Raw genomic sequence first — 16,655 nt, forward strand, 5'->3', positions numbered from 1 at the left:
TGACGATCGGATGCCACGTGGCCGCCGAACGCGTTCTGCCGAAGACTCCCCGGTGATGGCCGGATCGATGTCGTTGCCGTCAAGAGTACCGTGTCGGCGCCGGACGGACGACGCCGGCGGGGCTCGGCGCGGAGCGGTACGCCTCGCGGATCAGCTCGAGCAGCGCGGCCTCGGGCAGGCCGTGCCCCTTCGCCTCGTCGACGAGGTCGTGGATCGCTCCGGCGAGCGCGGCATGGCCGCCGATCCGCACGGCGACGACGGCACCGCGCCCGCGATGCAGCTCGATGAGCTGCTCGTCGCGCAGCCGGTGGTAGGCGCGGAGCACCGTGTGGACGTTCACCCCGAGGTCGGCAGCGAGCTCACGGGCGGCGGGCAACCGCTCGCCGCCCGAGAGGCGCCCGTCGATGATCGACGCGCGGAGTCCGCCCGCGAGCTGCTCGGCGAGCGGGCTCGGGAGGGTCGGGTCGAGCCGGATCAACATGCTGAAACTCTATTGTTCTAGCGGTAATAGAACAACTTGCTTGTCGCGGCCCCGCGCCGGTGTCAGGATGAATCCGGGTCGAGGTCATTCCGCCCGCTCCCCCAGCTCTCCTGCAAGGATTCCGATGCGCACTGCCCCGACCCCCGCCCGCCGATCACGCCCCGTCGGCCTCCTCGCCGTCGCGCTCGCGGGCGGCGTCCTGCTCTCCGGCTGCCAGGCCGGCGAGGCGCCCGTCTCGGAGGAGCCCGTCGCGGGCGGCACACTGCGCTACGCGAGCGGCGACGCCGAGCCGACCTGCCTCGACCCCCACGTCGGCGGCAACTACCCGCAGGCGCTGCTCGCGAGCCAGTTCCTCGAGTCGCTCGTCTCCCGCGACGAGTCGGGCGAGATCGTCCCGTGGCTCGCCGAGTCGTGGGAGCCCGCGGCCGACGGGCTCAGCTGGGACTTCACCCTGCGCGACGACGTCGAGTTCACCGACGGCACGCCGTTCGACGCCGAGGCGGTCAAGGTGAACATGGAGCACCTGAAGGACCCGGCGACGCAGTCGTCGACCGGCTACCTCGCCCTCGGCAAGGTCGACCGCGTCGAGGTCGTCGCGCCCGACGTCGCGCGCTTCGTGCTCACCGCACCCGACAGCGCGCTGCTCGAGTCGCTCTCGCAGCCCTGGCTCGCGATCGAGTCGCCCGCGGGGCTCGCCCGCGGCATGGAGGCGAACTGCGAGGCGCCGATCGGCACTGGCGCCTTCGTCGTCGACGGCTGGGTCAAGCAGGAGCGCGTCTCGCTCGTGCGCAACGACGACTACGTCTCGCCGCCCGCCGACGCCGCGCACGAGGGCCCCGCGTACCTCGAGGCGATCGACTGGCGCTTCGTGCCCGACGCCGCCTCGCGATACGCCGCGCTGCAGGGCGGCCAGGTCGACGTCATCGACAACCCGCAGCCCGACACGATCGCCGCCGCCGATGAGAGCGGCGCCTTCAGCTGGATCGACGCCCCGCGCCCCGGCGCGTCGAACCGCATCGAGCTGAACTCGTCCCAGGCGCCCTTCGACGACGAGCGCGTGCGCGAGGCGTTCATCGCCGCGGTCGACGTCAACGACGGCATCGAAGCGCTCTACTTCGGCACCGCAGGGCGCTCCTACTCGGCGCTCTCCTCGGTCGAGGCACTCGCCTACTCCGAGCCCGAGCTCTTCACGACCGACCTCGACCGCGCGAACGCGCTGCTCGACGAGGCCGGCTGGGCCGAGCGCGACGACGACGGCACGCGCATGAAGGACGGCGCGCGCCTCGTGCTGCGGTTCCCCGTGAGCACGAACCAGTCGGTGCCGGCCGAGCAGTCGCTCTTCGAGCAGGTGCAGGCGACCGCCAAGGAGGCGGGCTTCGACGTGCAGATCTCGCTGCTCGACCTCTCGAGCTGGTACGGCGCGCTGTTCGCCCACGAGTACGAGATCGTGAGCGCCCCCTACACGAAGGTCGGACCGGACGTGCTGCGGATCCTCTACCACTCGGACAGCATCACGCCGGCGCCGAGCGGCTACTTCGCGAACCTGGCCCAGGTCGACGACCCCGAGATCGACGCGCTGCTCAGCGGTGCCGCGTCGACGAGCGACCCGGCGGAGCGCGCGGCGCAGTACGAGGAGGCCCAGCGCCTCATCCTCGGCGGGCACTACCTGCTGCCGCTCTACGACCAGCAGAACAGCTTCCTGCTGAGCCCGAAGGTGCAGGGCGCCCGTGCACTGCCCACCGTCTCGACGCCGAGCTTCTCCGACGCTTGGCTCGCAGAGTGAGGCCGCGCCCGTGACCGGCCGCTCGGCCGGCACGGGCGTTCCGGCGCCCCGGGGCGCGCGACGCGGTCGCACCGCGCGGCACCTCGCGCTGCTCCTCGGCGGCGCCGTCTTCGTGCTCTGGGCGGTGGCGACGCTCACCTTCTTCGCGATCCGCCTCATCCCGGGCGACCCCGCGCAGGCGATCCTCGGCGGACCGGGCTCGCAGGCCTCCCAGGAGGCGCTCGACCAGGTGCGCAGCGACTACGGGCTCGACGAGCCGCTCATCGTGCAGTACTTCGCGATGCTCGGTCGACTGCTCACGGGCGACCTCGGCACCTCCTACACGCTCAAGGTCCCCGTCGCCGAGCTCCTCGGCGCACAGATCGGCGGCACGCTGCTCCTGGCGGTGTGCTCGCTCGCGGCGGCCTGGGTGCTCGCCCTCGGCCTGTCGCTCTGGTCGACCGGTCGCGGCCGGATCGCCTCCGCGCTCGGGCAGGGCATCGAGCTCGTGGCCGCCGCGCTCCCCCACTTCTGGCTCGCCGCGGTGCTCATCGCCGTGTTCAGCACCGGGCTCGGCTGGTTCCCGCCCGTCGCGACCGGCACACCCGCGGGCCTCGTGCTTCCCGTGACGACGCTCGCGATCCCGCTCGCGGGCTTCCTGGCCCAGGTCATGCGCGAGAGCCTCATCGACGCGATGCGCCAGCCCTTCGTCGTCTCGGCGCGCGCCCGCGGCGAGAGCGCCCTCGGTATCCGGTTCCGCCACACGATCCGGCACGCGGCACTGCCCGGCATCAGCCTCTCGGGGTGGGCGCTGGGGTGGCTCCTCTCGGGCGCGGTCGTCGTCGAGACGATCTTCGCGATGCCCGGGCTCGGGCGCACGCTGCTGCAAGCCGTCACACTCCGCGACATCCCCGTCGTCACCGGCGTCGTGCTGCTCGTCGCATTCGTCTACGTCGTCATGACGGTGCTCACCGACCTCGTCGCCCGCGTCGCCGATCCGCGCCTCGCGCAGGAGGGCGCCCGATGAGCGAGCTCGAACTCCGCCAGACGGCGGTCGACGCCGAGGCGGTCCACGATCGCGAGGCACCCCGCCGCGCTCGCCCCCGGGTCGGCACTGTCCTCGCCGGCGCATTCGTCGTGCTGCTGCTCGCGGCCACGGCGTTCCCGACCCTCGTCGCCACGCAGGACCCGAACGCGATCTCGGCGGCCGACGCCTTCCAGCCGCCGTCGACCGCGCACTGGTTCGGCACCGACGAGTCGGGCCGCGACGTCTACAGTCGCGTCGTCGCCGGCACCGGCACCTCGCTCCTCATCGGCGTGACGGCCACCGCCATCGGCCTGGCGCTCGGCCTGCTGCTCGGCGTGCTCGCGAGCTTCGGCGGACGCGTCGTCGACTTCGGCGTCGGCCGGCTCGTCGAGGTGCTGTTCGCCTTCCCCGGCCTCCTGCTCGCGCTCCTCGTCATCGTGGTCGCCGGCCCGGGCCCGGTCACCGCGACCATCGCCGTCGGCCTCTCGACGGCGCCCGGCTATGCGCGCATCATCCGCGGGCAGCTCGTCTCGATCCGCTCCTCCCAGTACGTCGAGGCGGCGCGCGTCCTCGGGCGCCCGCCACGTCGCATCCTCACCGCCCACCTGCTGCCGAACGCGCTGCTGCCGCTCGTCGTGCTGGCGACGCTCGGCATCGGCCAGGCGATCGTCTGGGCGGCGGCGCTCAGCTACCTGGGCCTCGGCGCCCAGCCGCCGGCCGCCGAGTGGGGCGCGATGCTCTCGGCCGGTCGCACCTACCTCCAGACGGCGTGGTGGATGACCGTGTTCCCCGGCCTCGCGATCGTCGGCACGACCATCGCGACGACGGTGCTCGGCCGCGCACTCGCCCGACGGGAACGGGGCGCACGATGACGGCGATCGGCACGGGCCCCGTGCTCGAGCTCGAGGAGCTGCGGGTCGCCTTCGGCCGCGAGGAGGTCGTGCGCGGGGTCTCCCTCGCGATCGCGCCGGGCGAGTGCGTGGCGATCGTCGGCGAGTCGGGCTCGGGCAAGTCGGTCACCGCGCGGAGCCTGCTCGGCATGGCCGGCGAGGGTGCGCGCGTGGAGGCGCAGACCCTGCGGCTCGCCGGGCGCGACCTCCGCGACGCGACCGAACGCGAGTGGCGCGGCGTGCGCGGCCGGCAGGCCGGGCTCGTCCTGCAGGACGCGCTCGTCGCACTCGATCCGCTGCGCCCCATCGGGCGCGAGATCGGCGATGCGCTGCGCATCCACGAACGGATGCCGCGTGCCGATCGCCGCACGCGCACCCTCGAGGTCCTCGCCGACGTCGGCATGCCCGATCCGGCCGCCGCCGTGCGCCGCCGCTCGGGCGAGCTCTCGGGAGGCCTCAGGCAGCGCGCGCTCATCGCCTCGGCGCTCGCCCTCGACCCGCCCCTGGTCATCGCCGACGAACCCACCACCGCGCTCGACGCGACGGTGCAGGCCCGGGTGCTCGACCTCCTCGGCGAGGTCCGCGGTCGCGGCACCGCGCTGCTGCTCATCAGCCACGACCTGGCCGTGGTCGCACGTCTCGCCGATCGCGTGCTCGTCATGCGCGACGGGCGCGTCATCGAGCAGGGCACGGTCGACGAGGTGCTCGGGGCGCCCCGCGAGCCGTACACGCGTGCCCTCATCGCCGCGGTGCCCGCCGAGGTGCCGCGCGGCGTCGCGCTGAGCCGGCCCGAGGCCGTGGCGACCACCCCGGGCCTTGCGCGGGTGGCCGAAAGCGCCCCACCGACGGAGTCGAGTGCGGGATCGCCCGGAACGGCGCCGCTCCTCGCGCTTCACGGCGTCGCGAAGACCTTCCCCGTGCGCGGCGGCGGTCGCTTCACCGCCGTCGACGACGTCTCGCTCGACGTGCGTCGCGGCGAGACGGTCGGCCTCGTCGGCGAGTCGGGGTCGGGCAAGACGACGGTCGCCCGCCTCGCGCTCGCCCTGACCCCGCCCGACCGCGGGGTCGTCACCCTCGACGGCGAACCCTGGTCGGCCCTCGACGAGCGCGCCCGCCGGCCGCGGCGCGCGCGCATCGGCGCGATCTACCAGGACGCCCTGAGCTCCTTCGACCCCCGCTGGACCGTAGGACGGATCCTGGCCGATGCGGCCGGCGGCGGTCCGACGGCCGAGGCCGGGCCGGGGCATCCGAGCCGCGCGACCGTCTCTCGCCGCGTCGCCGAGCTGCTCGACCGGGTCGGCCTCGCCGGCACCGTCGCCGGCCGCGAGCCGCTCACCCTCTCGGGCGGGCAGCGGCAGCGCGTGGCGATCGCGCGCGCCCTCGCCGCCGCCCCCGAGATCCTCGTCTGCGACGAACCCGTCTCGGCGCTCGACGTCACGATCCAGGCGCAGATCCTCGACCTTCTCGACGAGCTCCAGCGCGAACGGGGCCTCGCCATGCTGTTCATCTCGCACGACCTCGGCGTCGTCCGGCACATGGCCGACCGGGTCGCCGTGATGCAGGCGGGCCGACTCGTCGAGGCCGGGAGCGCCGAGCAGGTGTTCGCCGCGCCCGGGCATCCGTACACCGCGAGACTCGTCGCGGATGCGCCGCGACTGGTGCGCTGACCCGGTGCGCCGCGCCGACCGGGCGACCCCGACCCGCCCCCTCGCCGCGACGCGCACCCGTCCGCGCGGGCGATTCACGGCCGCGCTCCGCTAGGCTTGAGCGTCACATTCAGGCACCTCATCATGGACTCGGTGCCGCAGATATCGAACCGGAGCATCATGACCGACACCGCGCGCATCCCCGACAAGCCCGCTCTCGAAGGCCTCGAATCGGTCTGGGGAGGCGCATGGGAGCGTGAGGGCACCTACCGGTTCGATCGCGAGTCGGCGACGCGCGAGTGCCTCTACTCGATCGACACCCCGCCGCCCACGGCGTCGGGCTCGCTCCACATCGGCCACGTGTTCTCGTACACGCACACTGACGTCGTCGCCCGCTTCCAGCGCATGCGCGGCAAGCACGTCTTCTACCCGATGGGCTGGGACGACAACGGCCTGCCCACCGAGCGGCGCGTGCAGAACTACTACGGCGTGCGCTGCGACCCGACCCTCCCCTACGTCGAGGGCTTCGTGCCGCCGTTCGAGGGCGGCGACGGCAAGTCGACGAAGGCCGCCGACCAGGTGCCGATCTCGCGCCGCAACTTCATCGAGCTCTGCGAGCGCCTCACCGTCGAGGACGAGCAGCAGTTCGAGGCGCTCTGGCGCATGCTCGGCCTCTCGGTCGACTGGACCCAGAGCTACCGCACCATCGCCGACGAGGCGCTCTTCACCTCGCAGCTCGCCTTCATCCGCAACGTCGAGCGCGGCGAGGCCTACCAGGCGCTCGCGCCGACCCTGTGGGACGTCACCTTCCGCACCGCGGTCGCGCAGGCCGAGCTCGAAGACCGCGACCAGCCGGGCCACTACCACCGCGTCGCCTTCCACAAGGCCGACGGCGGCACGATCGAGATCGAGACGAGCCGGCCCGAGCTCCTGCCCGCGTGCGTCGCCCTCGTCGCCCACCCCGACGACGAGCGCTACCAGCCGCTCTTCGGCACGACGGTGACGACGCCCGTCTTCGACGTCGAGGTCCCCGTGGTCGCGCACCACCTCGCCCAGAAGGACAAGGGCACCGGCATCGCGATGATCTGCACCTTCGGCGACGTGACCGACGTCGTCTGGTGGCGCGAGCTCGACCTGCCGAACCGCGCGATCATCGGCTTCGACGGCCGCGTCATCGCCGAGGCGCCCGAGGCGATCACCTCGGAGGCGGGCCGCGCGGCCTACGCCGAGCTCGCGGGCAAGACGACCTTCTCGGCCAAGCAGGCCGTGGTGCAGCTGCTGCGCGACTCGGGCGAGCTGCTCGCCGACCCGAAGTCGATCACGCACCCGGTGAAGTTCTTCGAGAAGGGCGACAAGCCCCTCGAGATCGTCTCGACCCGTCAGTGGTACATCACGAACGGCGCCCGCGACGAGTCGCTGCGCGAGCGCCTGCTCGCCCACGGTCGCGAGATGGACTGGCACCCCGACTTCATGCGGGTGCGCTACGAGAACTGGGTCGGCGGCCTCTCGGGCGACTGGCTCGTCTCGCGCCAGCGGTTCTTCGGCGTGCCCATCCCCGTGTGGTACCCGCTCGACGCGCAGGGCGACCCCGTGTTCGACGAGCCGATCGTCGCCACGCAGGACCTGCTGCCCGTCGACCCGTCGTCGGCGCCCGCACCCGGCTTCGACGAGTCGCAGCGCGGCCAGGCCGGCGGCTTCATCGGCGAGCACGACGTCATGGACACCTGGGCGACCTCGTCGCTGACCCCGCAGCTCGCCGGCGGCTGGGAGCGCGACCCCGAGCTCTGGAACCTCGTGTTCCCCTACTCGCTGCGTCCGCAGGGCCAGGACATCATTCGCACCTGGCTCTTCTCGACGACGCTGCGCGCCGAGCTCGAGCACGGCGTCGCGCCGTGGTCGAACGCCGCGATCTCGGGCTTCATCGTCGACCCCGACCGCAAGAAGATGTCGAAGTCGAAGGGCAATGTGGTGACGCCGTCGGGCCTGCTCGAGCAGCATGGCTCCGACGCCGTGCGCTACTGGGCAGCCTCCTCGCGCCTCGGCACCGACGCCGCCTTCGACCCGCAGAACCCGACGCAGGTGAAGATCGGCCGTCGTCTCGCGATCAAGGTCCTCAACGCCGCGAAGTTCATCCTCGGCTTCGACGGATCCGCCGACGCTCCCGTCACCATGCCGGTCGACCGCAGCATGCTCGCCGAGCTCGCCACGGTCGTCGACCGGGCGACGCGGGCGCTCGAGGGCTACGACCACGCGCGGGCGCTCGAGCTCTCCGAGACCTTCTTCTGGACGTTCTGCGACGACTACCTCGAGCTCGTGAAGGAGCGCGCCTACGGCGAGCCGAGCCCCGAGCAGGCCTCCGCGGTCGCCGCGCTGAAGACGGCGCTCGGCGTCATGCTGCGGCTGTTCGCACCGGTCATCCCGTTCGCGACCGAGGAGGCGTGGCGCTGGTCGCACGAGGGCTCGGTCCACCGCGCCGACTGGCCGACCGCCGACGAGCTCGCCGCGCGCGGCGACGCCGGCGGCGAGCTGCTCGAGGTCGCGAGCCTCGCGCTCACCGGCATCCGCCGGGCCAAGACCGATGCGAAGGCCTCGCAGAAGACCCCGGTCGTCCAGGCGACGATCCACGCCCCCGCGGCGACGATCGCCCTGCTCGAGTCCGTGGCATCCGACCTGCGCGCGGTGGGGCGCATCACCGAACTCGTCTTCGCCGAGGCGGAGGAGTTCGCAGTCAGCGACGTCGTCTTCGAGGCGCCGTCGGAATAGGGGGAACCATGACCAACGAGATCCGGCTCGCCGGCGACGACGACTTCTTCGGCTGGTTGCCGCTGTTCGAGTCGTACTGCACGTTCTACGAGACCGAGCTCGACGACGCCAAGGCGCTCATCGTCTGGAACTGGCTCCGCGACGAGCAGAACCCGCTGCAGGCGGCGCTCGCCGTCGACGAGGAGGGCACGCCCGTGGGGCTCGCCCACTTCCGCCAGGTGCCGTCGACCCTGACGGCGACGAACGGGCTCTTCCTCGACGACCTCTACGTCGCCGAGTCGCAGCGCGGGACGGGCACCGGCCGTGCGCTCATCGAGTTCGTCCACGCGCGTGCGGCCGAGATCGGCCACGGCGGCGTCAGCTGGATCACCGCGGCCGACAACGAGCCGGCCCAGCGGCTCTACGACACGCTCGCGACCCGCACGAGCTGGGTCACCTACGAGATGGACGCCTGATGCGACTCGGCACCCGCTGGGCGTTCGGCACCGAGCCGCCCGTGTCGGTGCCGAACGAGCTCCGCCCGCGCATCGCGGCGGCGGAGTCGTCGTTCACCGGCGACGGCACCGGCCGCCACTGGACCCTCACCTGGCTCGAAGGGCGCCCGATCGCCGAGCTCGACGACGGCACCGTGGTGAGCGAAGTCATCGTCGACGTCCGGGACGACGACGAGGACTGGTGACGCCCCGCGTCCGGTCGGCACGACGCCGACCGGACGCCGCGGTCAGGCCCGGGCGAGGATCTCGCCGTGCGGCATCAGCAGCCACCCGTCGGCGTCGGCGGCCCAGTCGCGCCACGCCTGCGCGATCGCGCGCAGCTCCTCGGGGTTCGAGTGGCCCGACTCGATCGCGTGCGCCGCGAACTGCGACTCGGTGGCCCGCTCGGCCCATGATCCGCCCCACCACTCGCGCTCCAGCGCCGAGGCGAACACCCACGTCGTGCCGCTCGCGGTGATGTCGCCGAACCCGGCCTCGCGCACCCAGCGCTTCAGGTGACGTCCGGCGCGAGGGTCGCCGCCGTTCCACTCGTGCACGTCGTGGTAGAGCTCGAGCCACCGGGTGAGCCCGGCCGAGTCGGGGCTCCAGATCACGCCGCCGTAGTCGACGTCGCGCACGGCGAGGAGGCCGCCGGGCTTCAGGACGCGCCGGAACTCGCAAAGCGCATCGACCGGCCGCGCCAGGTGCTGCAGCACCTGGTGCGCGTGCACGACGTCGTAGCGGTCGTCGGGCTCGTCGAGCGCGTACGCGTCGCCCACGGTGAACTCGACGTTGCGCACGCCCTCGCTCTCGGCGAGGCCCGTCGCGTGGGCGACCACCTCGGCGGAGGCGTCGATGCCGTGCACGCGCCCGGGCCGCACCCGCCGGGCGAGGTCGAGCGTGATGGTGCCGGGGCCGCTGCCGACGTCGAGGACGTCGGCCCCGGCCTGGAGGTGGGGTGCGAGGTACGCGGCGGAGTTCTCGACCGTTCGCCAGGCGTGGATGCGCAGAACGCTCGCATGGTGGCCGTGGGTGTACGCGTCGCGGGCGGAGGATTGGCTGGCCATGTCCTGAGCCTACGCGCGCAGCGCCTCACGGCGCTCGCGGCTCGTCATAGGGTGATCGCATGAGCGCCTCGACGCACAATCCACTGCTCGAACCGAGCCCGCTGCCCTACCGACTCCCCCTGTTCGAGCTCATCGCCGCCGAGCACTTCCGCGAAGCGCTGTCGCTCGGCATCGCCGAGCAGGAGGCCGAGCTCGCCGTGATCGCCGCGGACCCCGAGCCGCCGAGCTTCGCGAACACGGTCGTCGCGCTCGAACGGTCGGGTGCGCTCCTGCGCCGCGTGCTGCCGGTCTTCGAGAACCGCAGTGCGGCCGACGCGGACGCGGCGATCGACGCGCTCGAGGCCGAGTTCGCCCCCAAGCTCGCGGCGCTCCGCGATGCGGTGCTGCTCGATCAGCGCCTCTTCGCACGCCTCGAGTCGCTCGTGGCCGCGCTCGAGGCCGGCGAGCTCGACCTGGCCACCGGCACCGACGCCGATCCCGATCGCGCCGCCGCCCGCGCGTACCTGCTCCGACGACGCCACCGCATCGCGGTGCTCGCCGGGGCGCGCCTCTCGCCCGACGGACGCGCACGGCTCTCGCAGCTGAACGAGCGGATCGCCCGGCTCACGACCGAGTTCCAGCGGCACCTGCTCGCCGACGGCAACTCCCGCGGGCTGCACCTCGATCGTGCGGTCGATCTCGCGGGGCTCGACGAGGCGCGCCGCTCCACGGCCGGCGCGGCGGCCGCGGACCGCGGCGTCGACGGGTGGGTGATCCCCCTGGTGCTGCCGACGCAGCAGCCCGCGCTGGCCGAGCTCGACACCCCTGAGGTGCGCGACCGACTGCTCGCCGCCTCTCGAGGACGCGGCACATCGGGCGGCCCGCACGACACCCGCGAGACCCTGCTCGAACTCGTCCGGGTGCGGGCCGCGCGCGCCGCGCTCCTCGGCTTCGCCGACCACGCCAGTGCGGTCACCGCCGACGAGACCGCCGGCTCCCCCGACGCCGTCGCCGAACTCATCGCCGAGCTCGCGCCGCGCGCCATGGCGAACGCGCACCGCGAAGCGGCTGATCTCGCCGCGCTGGCCGCACGCGACGGACGACGCCCGCTCGAGGCATCCGATTGGCTGCACCTCGCCGAGCGCGAGCGCGCCGAGCGCCACGCGGTCGACCTCGGCGCGATGCGTCCCTACCTCGAGGCCGGTCGGGTGCTCCGCGACGGCGTCTTCCACGCCGCCACGCTGCTCTTCGGCCTGCGCTTCGAGGAACGACCCGACCTCGTCGCGCACCACCCCGACGCCCGCGTCTTCGAGGTCTTCGAGGCCGACGGCGCGCCGGTCGGGCTCTACCTGCTCGACCTCTACGCGCGCGACTCGAAGCGCGGCGGGGCCTGGATGAGCTCGCTCGTCGAACAGTCCGAGCTCACCGGTGCGCTCCCGGTCGTCGTGAACCACCTGAACGTGCAGAAGCCGCCGCCCGGCGAGCCGACGCTGCTCAGCTTCGACGAGACCGAGACCCTGTTCCACGAGTTCGGCCACGCGCTCCACGGGTTGCTCGCCCGCGTCGAGTTCCCGAGCTTCGCCGGCACGAACGTCTTCCGAGACTTCGTCGAGCTGCCGAGCCAGGTGAACGAGCTGTGGGCGCTCCGTCCCGAGATCCTCGGCCGATACGCGGTGCACCACGAGAGCGGCGCCCCCATCCCCGGCGAGCTCGTCGACCGGCTCATCGCCTCCCGCGCCTTCGGCGAGGGGTTCGCGACCACCGAGTACCTCGCCGCGGCGGCGCTCGACCAGGCCTGGCACCGGCTCGATGTCGACGCGTCCGACGCGCTCGACGGGGTCGACGCGGTCGCCGGCTTCGAGCAGGGCGCACTCGAAGCCGCCGGACTCGCCGACCCGCGGATCCCGCCGCGCTACTCGAGCGGCTACTTCGCGCACGTCTTCGCGGGCGGGTACGACGCGGGGTACTACTCGTACGTCTGGAGCGAGGTGCCCGGGGCCGACATCATGGCCTGGTTCGAGCAGCACGGCGGCGCGCGCCGCGAGCTCGGCGAGCGGTTCCGCGCCGAGGTCCTCGCGCCGGGCGGCTCACGCGACCCCCGGGAGTCGATCCGCCGCCTGCTCGGACGGGAGCCTGCGATCGACGCGCTCCTCGCCCGTCGCGGGCTCTCCTGAGCAGCGCGCTCGGCTCAGACGGCGGATGCCCCGTGCAGGCGTGCTGCACGGGGCATCCGTTCGTCGTGGTTCGACGCGCGATCAGATCGCGAAGCCGAGCGCCCGCATCATGTCGCGGCCGTCGTCGGTGATGCGCTCGGGGCCCCACGGCGGCATCCACACCCAGTTGATGCGGAACGCCTCGACGGTGCCGTCGAGCGCCTCGGCCGTCTGCTCCTCGATGACGTCGGTCAGCGGGCAGCCGGCGCTCGTGAGCGTCATGTGGATGACGAGCGCGTCGTTCTCGTCGTCCCAGCCGAGGTCGTAGATGAGGCCGAGGTCGACGATGTTGACCCCGAGCTCGGGGTCCATCACGTCTTTCAGCGCTTCTTCGACCTGCTCGTAGCGCTCGGGTGCGAGGGAGGAGACCATGGTGGGAGTCTACCCGCGCCCTACTCGGCCGGAACCGATTCGACGACGGCGGGCTCGGCGACCTGGTAGCGGTCGTAGCCCTCCTCCTCGAGACGGTCGGCCAGCTCGGGGCCGCCCTGCTCGGCGATCCGGCCCGCGACGAACACGTGCACGAAGTCGGGCTTGATGTAGCGGAGGATGCGCGTGTAGTGCGTGATCAGCAGGACGCCGAGGCCGGTGTTCGCCTTGGCACGGTTGACGCCCTCGGAGACGATCTTCAGCGCGTCGACGTCGAGGCCCGAGTCGGTCTCGTCGAGCACGGCGAACTTCGGCTTCAGCAGCTCGAGCTGGAGGATCTCGTTGCGCTTCTTCTCGCCGCCCGAGAAGCCCTCGTTGACGTTGCGCTCGGCGAACGCCTTGTCCATCTTGAGGTTGGCCATCGACTCGCGGACGTCCTTCACCCACGTGCGCACCGACGGCGCCTCGCCGTCGATCGCGGTCTTCGCGGTGCGGAGGAAGTTGGTGACGGTGACGCCGGGGATCTCGACCGGGTACTGCATCGCGAGGAAGAGGCCGGCGCGGGCGCGCTCGTCGACCGACATCTCCAGCACGTCCTCGCCGTCGAGCAGGATCTCGCCCTCGACGACGGTGTACTTCGGGTGGCCGGCGATCGTGTACGCGAGGGTCGACTTGCCCGAGCCGTTCGGGCCCATGATCGCGTGGATCTCGCCCTCGTTGATCGTGAGGTCGACGCCGCGGAGGATCTCGCGGGTGCCCTGTTCGGTCTCGACGTTGACGTGCAGGTTCTTGATCTCGAGCACTGACATGTTCTGGGATATCTCTTTCGGTTGCCGACCGCTCGCGGCCGGAGAAGTGTGGGTCAGACGGTCAGCGTGACCGCGGGGTCGATGTGGACGTCGCCGCCCTGGATGTCGACCCGGTAGACGGGGACCGGCTCGTAGGCCGGGAGGGTGAGGGGCTTGCCGGTCTTCAGCGAGAACTGCGAGCCGTGCGCCCAGCACTCGAGCGTGTCGTCCTCGACGAACCCCTCGGAGAGCGAGATGTCGCCGTGGGTGCACGTGTCGCCGATCGCGAAGACGTCGCCCGCCGCGTCCTTCACGACGGCGATGGGCACGCCCTCGAGGACGAAGCGCGACGCCTGGTTCTCGACGAGGTCGTCGAGTGCGCAGACACGAACGGATGCCACGTCAGCTCCCCTGCAGTTCGGCTTCGAGTGCCGCGGTGAGACGCGCCTCGAGCTCGGGCGAGCCGATCTTCTGCACGATCTCGGTGAGGAAGCCGCGCACGACGAGGCGGCGCGCCTCGTCTTCGCGGATGCCGCGGGCCATCAGGTAGAAGAGCTGCTCGTCGTCGAAGCGACCGGTCGCACTCGCGTGCCCGGCGCCTTCGATGTCGCCGGTCTCGATCTCGAGGTTCGGCACCGAGTCGGCACGGGTGCCGTCGGTGAGCACGAGGTTGCGGTTCTGCTCGTAGCTGTCGGTGCCCGTGGCCTTCTGGCCGATGAGCACGTCGCCCACCCAGACCGTGCGCGCGCCGGCGCCCTGCAGCGCGCCCTTGTAGGTCACGCGGCTCTTGGTGTGCGGTGCGTCGTGGTGCACGTAGACCTGCTGCTCGAGGTGCTGGCCGGCGTCGGCGAAGTAGAGGCCGAGGGCCTCGATGTCGGCGCCCTGCTCGGCGAGGTGCGTCGAGGGGTTCACCCGCACGACCTGGCCGCCGAGCGAGACGACGATGTGCTTCAGGAAGGAGTCACGGCCGAGGCGCGCGAACTGGCTGGAGAGGTGCACCGCCTCGTCGTCCCACTCCTGCAGCGAGACGACGGTGAGGGATGCCCCGTCGCCCACGATGATCTCGACGTTCTCGCTGAGCCGGGCCGAGCCCGTGCCCTCGAGCACGACCATCGCGCGGCTGTTCGGCGCGGCCTCGATGACCGTGTGCGCGGCGCGAGGCGCGGCGCCGAGGCCCGAGCGGGTCACGACGGCGGTCTTCTCGTCTTCGCCGGTGACGGAGACGAGGAGGGCCTCGCCGAAGCTCGACCACGCGTTGGCGCTCGCGCGCTCCTCGGGGATCCCGGCCGAACCGATGCGGGCGTCGTCGCGTGCGAGGTACGAGTAGGCGACGCCGGGGACGTCCGTCGTCTCGATCGCGAGGCGCGAGCCGTCGAGCTCGCCGCTCGTGAGGTCGGCGAAGGCGGCGACGGGCGAGAGCTTCCACTCGTGCTCGCGGCCGTTGACGGGCTCGAAGTCGTCGACGTTCGTCGAGCGGAACCGCTCGGAGCGCGTCTGGACGGGAACGAAGGCGCCGTCGGAGTGCGCGACGAGGCCGTGCTGCTCGGCCGTGGGCATGGCTGTGCTGGTCATCTGGGCGGTCACTACTAGCCCACCGATCCTTCCATGCCCATTTCGATGAGCTTGTTGAGTTCCATCGCGTATTCCATCGGGAGTTCGCGCGCGATCGGCTCGATGAAGCCGCGCACGATCATCGACATGGCCTCGGTCTCGTCGATGCCGCGGCTCATCAGGTAGAAGAGCTGCTCCTCGCTGACCTTCGAGACCGTGGCCTCGTGCCCGAGCTTGACGTCGTCGACCCGGATGTCGATCGCGGGGTACGTGTCGGAGCGGGAGATCGTGTCGACCAGCAGCGCGTCGCAGACGACGCTGTTCGCCGAGTGGTGGGCGTTCGCATCGACGCGGACCTCGCCGCGGTAGCCGGCGCGGCCGCCGCCGCGGGCGATCGACTTGGAGACGATCGACGACTGCGTGTACGGCGCCATGTGGATCATCTTCGCGCCCGCGTCCTGGTGCTGGCCGGGGCCGGCGAAGGCGACCGAGAGGGTCTCGCCCTTGGCGTGCTCGCCCATGAGGAAGATCGACGGGTACTTCATCGTGACCTTCGAGCCGATGTTGCCGTCGACCCATTCCATGGTGGCGCCCTCGGCGGCCGTGGCGCGCTTCGTGACGAGGTTGTAGACGTTGTTCGACCAGTTCTGGATCGTCGTGTACCGAACGCGGGCGTTCTTCTTCACGATGATCTCGACGACGGCCGAGTGCAGCGAGTCGCTCTTGTAGATCGGCGCCGTGCAGCCCTCGATGTAGTGCACGTACGAGCCCTCGTCGGCGATGATGAGCGTGCGCTCGAACTGGCCCATGTTCTCGGTGTTGATGCGGAAGTAGGCCTGCAGCGGGATCTCGACGTGCACGCCCTTCGGGACGTAGACGAACGAGCCGCCCGACCAGACCGCCGTGTTCAGCGCGGCGAACTTGTTGTCGCCGGCGGGGATCACGGTGCCGAAGTACTCCTCGAAGAACTCGGGGTGCTCCTTCAGCGCGGTGTCGGTGTCCATGAAGATGACGCCCTGGCGCTCGAGCTCTTCGTTGATCTGGTGGTAGACCACCTCGGACTCGTACTGGGCCGCGACGCCGGCGACGAGGCGCTGGCGCTCGGCCTCGGGGATGCCGAGTCGCTCGTAGGTGTTCTTGATGTCGTCGGGCAGGTCCTCCCAGGTCTGGGCCTGCTTCTCGGTCGAGCGGACGAAGTACTTGATGTTGTCGAAGTCGATCTCCGACAGATCGGCGCCCCAGGTCGGCATGGGCTTGCGCTCGAAGAGCTGCAGGCCGCGCTGGCGGCGCTGGAGCATCCATTCGGGCTCGTCCTTCAGCCCCGAGATGTCGGCGACGACCTCGGCGGACAGGCCGCGGCGAGCCGAGGCTCCCGCAGCATCGGAGTCGGCCCAACCGAACTCGTAGTTTCCGAGCCCTTCGAGCTCTGGGCGGTCGATCAGTACGTCCGTCATACTCTTCCTCTTCTCCTCCCGTGCAACCGGCTATCAGTCCGGCTCATTCCCCGCGCCTGTCGAGGATCTCGGTGAGGGGGTGTGATGTGCGGGTGGCTCCAGTGCGAACCTAAGATGGCTGGTGCCCGCTTGCCGCGCGAACGCGCGTCGCAGCAGGTGCGCCAACCACTCAAGTCTATAGGGTCGCAGTGG

At 71.7% G+C, this 16,655-nt stretch carries 15 protein-coding genes; 8 read left to right on the top strand and 7 right to left on the bottom strand.

Going from position 1 to position 16,655, the window contains the following annotated elements:
• Positions 1-79: 79 nt before the first annotated feature.
• On the bottom strand, positions 80-481 hold the full coding sequence (locus ACFVAJ_RS14700; RefSeq protein WP_376945326.1) for a GntR family transcriptional regulator: 402 nt from the start codon (positions 479-481) through the stop codon (positions 80-82).
• Positions 482-605: 124 nt separating this feature from the next.
• Here ACFVAJ_RS14700 and ACFVAJ_RS14705 point away from each other — a divergent pair, with 124 nt between their 5' ends.
• The 7 genes from ACFVAJ_RS14705 (at position 606) to ACFVAJ_RS14735 (ending at position 9,248) form a co-directional block, all read left to right on the top strand.
• Positions 606-2,264, top strand: coding sequence for an ABC transporter substrate-binding protein (locus ACFVAJ_RS14705; protein ID WP_376945328.1), 1,659 nt, complete (start codon positions 606-608; stop codon positions 2,262-2,264).
• Between the two features lie 10 nt (positions 2,265-2,274).
• Positions 2,275-3,270, top strand: coding sequence for an ABC transporter permease (locus ACFVAJ_RS14710; RefSeq protein ID WP_376945330.1), 996 nt, complete (start codon positions 2,275-2,277; stop codon positions 3,268-3,270).
• The gene (locus tag ACFVAJ_RS14715; RefSeq protein WP_376945332.1) at positions 3,267-4,142 is read left to right on the top strand and encodes an ABC transporter permease; all 876 of its coding nucleotides are present in this window, start codon (positions 3,267-3,269) and stop codon (positions 4,140-4,142) included. Before ACFVAJ_RS14710 ends, ACFVAJ_RS14715 begins: the two co-directional genes overlap by 4 nt.
• On the top strand, positions 4,139-5,827 hold the full coding sequence (locus ACFVAJ_RS14720; RefSeq protein ID WP_376945334.1) for a dipeptide ABC transporter ATP-binding protein: 1,689 nt from the start codon (positions 4,139-4,141) through the stop codon (positions 5,825-5,827). The genes ACFVAJ_RS14715 and ACFVAJ_RS14720 overlap by 4 nt, the downstream gene beginning before the upstream one ends.
• 159 nt (positions 5,828-5,986) lie before the next feature.
• The gene (gene valS, locus ACFVAJ_RS14725) at positions 5,987-8,569 is read left to right on the top strand and encodes a valine--tRNA ligase (protein WP_376945336.1); all 2,583 of its coding nucleotides are present in this window, start codon (positions 5,987-5,989) and stop codon (positions 8,567-8,569) included.
• Between the two features lie 8 nt (positions 8,570-8,577).
• Positions 8,578-9,024, top strand: a complete 447-nt coding sequence (locus ACFVAJ_RS14730) for a GNAT family N-acetyltransferase (RefSeq protein WP_376945338.1) — start codon at positions 8,578-8,580, stop codon at positions 9,022-9,024.
• Positions 9,024-9,248: a hypothetical protein gene (locus tag ACFVAJ_RS14735; RefSeq protein WP_376945340.1), complete on the top strand. Its 225-nt coding sequence runs from the start codon at positions 9,024-9,026 to the stop codon at positions 9,246-9,248. The genes ACFVAJ_RS14730 and ACFVAJ_RS14735 overlap by 1 nt, the downstream gene beginning before the upstream one ends.
• Positions 9,249-9,290: 42 nt before the next feature.
• Here the strand turns inward: ACFVAJ_RS14735 and ACFVAJ_RS14740 are convergent, their stop codons facing one another.
• Positions 9,291-10,109, bottom strand: a complete 819-nt coding sequence (locus ACFVAJ_RS14740) for a methyltransferase domain-containing protein (protein ID WP_376945342.1) — start codon at positions 10,107-10,109, stop codon at positions 9,291-9,293.
• 59 nt (positions 10,110-10,168) lie between these two features.
• Between ACFVAJ_RS14740 and ACFVAJ_RS14745 the strand changes: the two genes are divergently transcribed.
• Positions 10,169-12,262, top strand: a complete 2,094-nt coding sequence (locus ACFVAJ_RS14745; RefSeq protein ID WP_376945344.1) for a M3 family metallopeptidase — start codon at positions 10,169-10,171, stop codon at positions 12,260-12,262.
• Between the two features lie 81 nt (positions 12,263-12,343).
• Here ACFVAJ_RS14745 and ACFVAJ_RS14750 read toward each other — a convergent pair whose 3' ends face one another.
• From ACFVAJ_RS14750 to sufB, 5 genes are read right to left on the bottom strand one after another with little or no spacing between them, the layout of a single operon-like run.
• Positions 12,344-12,673 carry a metal-sulfur cluster assembly factor gene (locus tag ACFVAJ_RS14750; RefSeq protein ID WP_157424200.1) on the bottom strand — a complete coding sequence of 110 codons (330 nt, stop codon included), beginning with the start codon at positions 12,671-12,673 and terminating at the stop codon, positions 12,344-12,346.
• Positions 12,674-12,693: 20 nt separating this feature from the next.
• Positions 12,694-13,479, bottom strand: a complete 786-nt coding sequence (sufC, locus tag ACFVAJ_RS14755) for a Fe-S cluster assembly ATPase SufC (protein ID WP_376945346.1) — start codon at positions 13,477-13,479, stop codon at positions 12,694-12,696.
• 53 nt (positions 13,480-13,532) lie between these two features.
• The gene (locus ACFVAJ_RS14760) at positions 13,533-13,859 is read right to left on the bottom strand and encodes a non-heme iron oxygenase ferredoxin subunit (protein WP_376945348.1); all 327 of its coding nucleotides are present in this window, start codon (positions 13,857-13,859) and stop codon (positions 13,533-13,535) included.
• Between the two features lies 1 nt (position 13,860).
• The gene (gene sufD / locus ACFVAJ_RS14765; protein ID WP_376945350.1) at positions 13,861-15,030 is read right to left on the bottom strand and encodes a Fe-S cluster assembly protein SufD; all 1,170 of its coding nucleotides are present in this window, start codon (positions 15,028-15,030) and stop codon (positions 13,861-13,863) included.
• A 14-nt stretch (positions 15,031-15,044) separates the two neighbouring features.
• Positions 15,045-16,463: a Fe-S cluster assembly protein SufB gene (gene sufB / locus ACFVAJ_RS14770; RefSeq protein WP_376945352.1), complete on the bottom strand. Its 1,419-nt coding sequence runs from the start codon at positions 16,461-16,463 to the stop codon at positions 15,045-15,047.
• Positions 16,464-16,655 lie beyond the last annotated feature (192 nt).

Origin of the sequence: Agromyces sp. NPDC057679 (assembly GCF_042799635.1) — a bacterium.
In the GTDB taxonomy this organism is placed as follows: Bacteria; Actinomycetota; Actinomycetes; order Actinomycetales; family Microbacteriaceae; genus Agromyces.

What these genes read in the sequence shown, in the direction of transcription:
- sufC (WP_376945346.1), bottom strand. Translation starts at nt 13,479, where the DNA reads ATGTCAGTGCTCGAGATCAAGAACCTGCACGTCAACGTCGAGACCGAA.
- ACFVAJ_RS14735 (WP_376945340.1), top strand. Translation starts at nt 9,024, where the DNA reads ATGCGACTCGGCACCCGCTGGGCGTTCGGCACCGAGCCGCCCGTGTCG.
- valS (WP_376945336.1), top strand. Translation starts at nt 5,987, where the DNA reads ATGACCGACACCGCGCGCATCCCCGACAAGCCCGCTCTCGAAGGCCTC.
- ACFVAJ_RS14730 (WP_376945338.1), top strand. Translation starts at nt 8,578, where the DNA reads ATGACCAACGAGATCCGGCTCGCCGGCGACGACGACTTCTTCGGCTGG.
- ACFVAJ_RS14700 (WP_376945326.1), bottom strand. Translation starts at nt 481, where the DNA reads ATGTTGATCCGGCTCGACCCGACCCTCCCGAGCCCGCTCGCCGAGCAG.
- ACFVAJ_RS14750 (WP_157424200.1), bottom strand. Translation starts at nt 12,673, where the DNA reads ATGGTCTCCTCCCTCGCACCCGAGCGCTACGAGCAGGTCGAAGAAGCG.
- ACFVAJ_RS14715 (WP_376945332.1), top strand. Translation starts at nt 3,267, where the DNA reads ATGAGCGAGCTCGAACTCCGCCAGACGGCGGTCGACGCCGAGGCGGTC.
- sufD (WP_376945350.1), bottom strand. Translation starts at nt 15,030, where the DNA reads ATGACCAGCACAGCCATGCCCACGGCCGAGCAGCACGGCCTCGTCGCG.
- ACFVAJ_RS14745 (WP_376945344.1), top strand. Translation starts at nt 10,169, where the DNA reads ATGAGCGCCTCGACGCACAATCCACTGCTCGAACCGAGCCCGCTGCCC.
- sufB (WP_376945352.1), bottom strand. Translation starts at nt 16,463, where the DNA reads ATGACGGACGTACTGATCGACCGCCCAGAGCTCGAAGGGCTCGGAAAC.
- ACFVAJ_RS14720 (WP_376945334.1), top strand. Translation starts at nt 4,139, where the DNA reads ATGACGGCGATCGGCACGGGCCCCGTGCTCGAGCTCGAGGAGCTGCGG.
- ACFVAJ_RS14740 (WP_376945342.1), bottom strand. Translation starts at nt 10,109, where the DNA reads ATGGCCAGCCAATCCTCCGCCCGCGACGCGTACACCCACGGCCACCAT.
- ACFVAJ_RS14705 (WP_376945328.1), top strand. Translation starts at nt 606, where the DNA reads ATGCGCACTGCCCCGACCCCCGCCCGCCGATCACGCCCCGTCGGCCTC.